At 49.4% G+C, this 1096-nt stretch carries 1 protein-coding gene; it reads left to right on the forward strand.

What is annotated here, in order from left to right:
* Positions 1 to 106 precede the first annotated feature (106 nt).
* Positions 107 to 1063 (forward strand): oxidoreductase, encoded by a 957-nt coding sequence (locus ACTHS3_RS14160; protein WP_440368266.1) that lies wholly within the window; start codon positions 107 to 109, stop codon positions 1061 to 1063.
* Positions 1064 to 1096 lie beyond the last annotated feature (33 nt).

The following is a 1096-nucleotide window of genomic DNA, read 5'->3' on the forward strand; positions in this document are numbered from 1 at the left end:
ATGAGGCTTATTTTCTATTAACGAGGTGGTGTTTTCTGTGGAGCGGAGAATTGAGTTGGTGTAAAAATGGGCGAAAGCCGGCACGCAAAATGACACGCTGCTCATCATGCAAATCAACCATGCGGGCAAACAGTCGCCTGCGGTGGTCAATAAAACGCCGCTTGCGCCGAGCGCCGTGCCGTTAGTGGGTATGGACGGCTTTATCAACCCGCCGCGCGAATTGACTGCCGACGAAATCAACGGGCTGATTCAGCAATTCGTACAAACCGCGAAAATTGCCGAACAGGCAGGGTTTTCAGGTGTACAAATTCACGCCGCGCACGGCTATCTCATCAGCCAATTCCTCTCGCCGCACCACAACCGCCGACAAGACCAATGGGGAGGCAGTTTAGAAAACCGTATGCGCTTCCTTTTGGAAATCTACACCGCCATCCGCGCCGCTGTGGGCAAAGATTTCTTAGTCGGTGTAAAACTCAATTCGGCGGACTTCCAAAAAGGCGGTTTTGACGAAAGCGAATCGGTGCAAGTGGTACAAAAACTGTCGGAAATGGGCATTGATTTTATTGAAGTTTCCGGTGGCAACTACGAAAGCCCACAAATGCTAGCCGCCAAAGACAGCACCCGCAAACGTGAAGCCTTCTTTATCGATTATGCCGAAAAAGCCCGTGCAGTCAGCCAAGCTCCGCTGATTATCACCGGCGGCTTCCGTTCGCAAAACGCCATGGAAGACGCCTTATCCAGCGGCCATTTGGATTTGGTCGGCGTCGCCCGTCCGTTTGCCTTAGTCCCTGATTTGGCGAACCAAATGCAAAACGGCACTTACCAAACCGTGCAAACCGACCGCATTCAAACTGGCGTAGCATTTGTTGATAAAAAAGCAGGTGCAATGTTGGAAATGAACTGGTATATGACGCAAATGGACTTGATCGGACAAGGCAAACAGCCTGATCCCAAATTGTCAGCATGGAAAGTTTTACTGAAAACTTTATGGGCAAATGGAAAAGCAGGGTTAAGTACGGGTAGAGCTTTATGGGGCAAGCGGTTGGATTTGAAGGAGGATTAAATTTTAAAATTTAACCGTATGTAAAAGCATGGA

The sequence above is a fragment of the Neisseria sp. P0009.S007 genome (assembly GCF_051962515.1).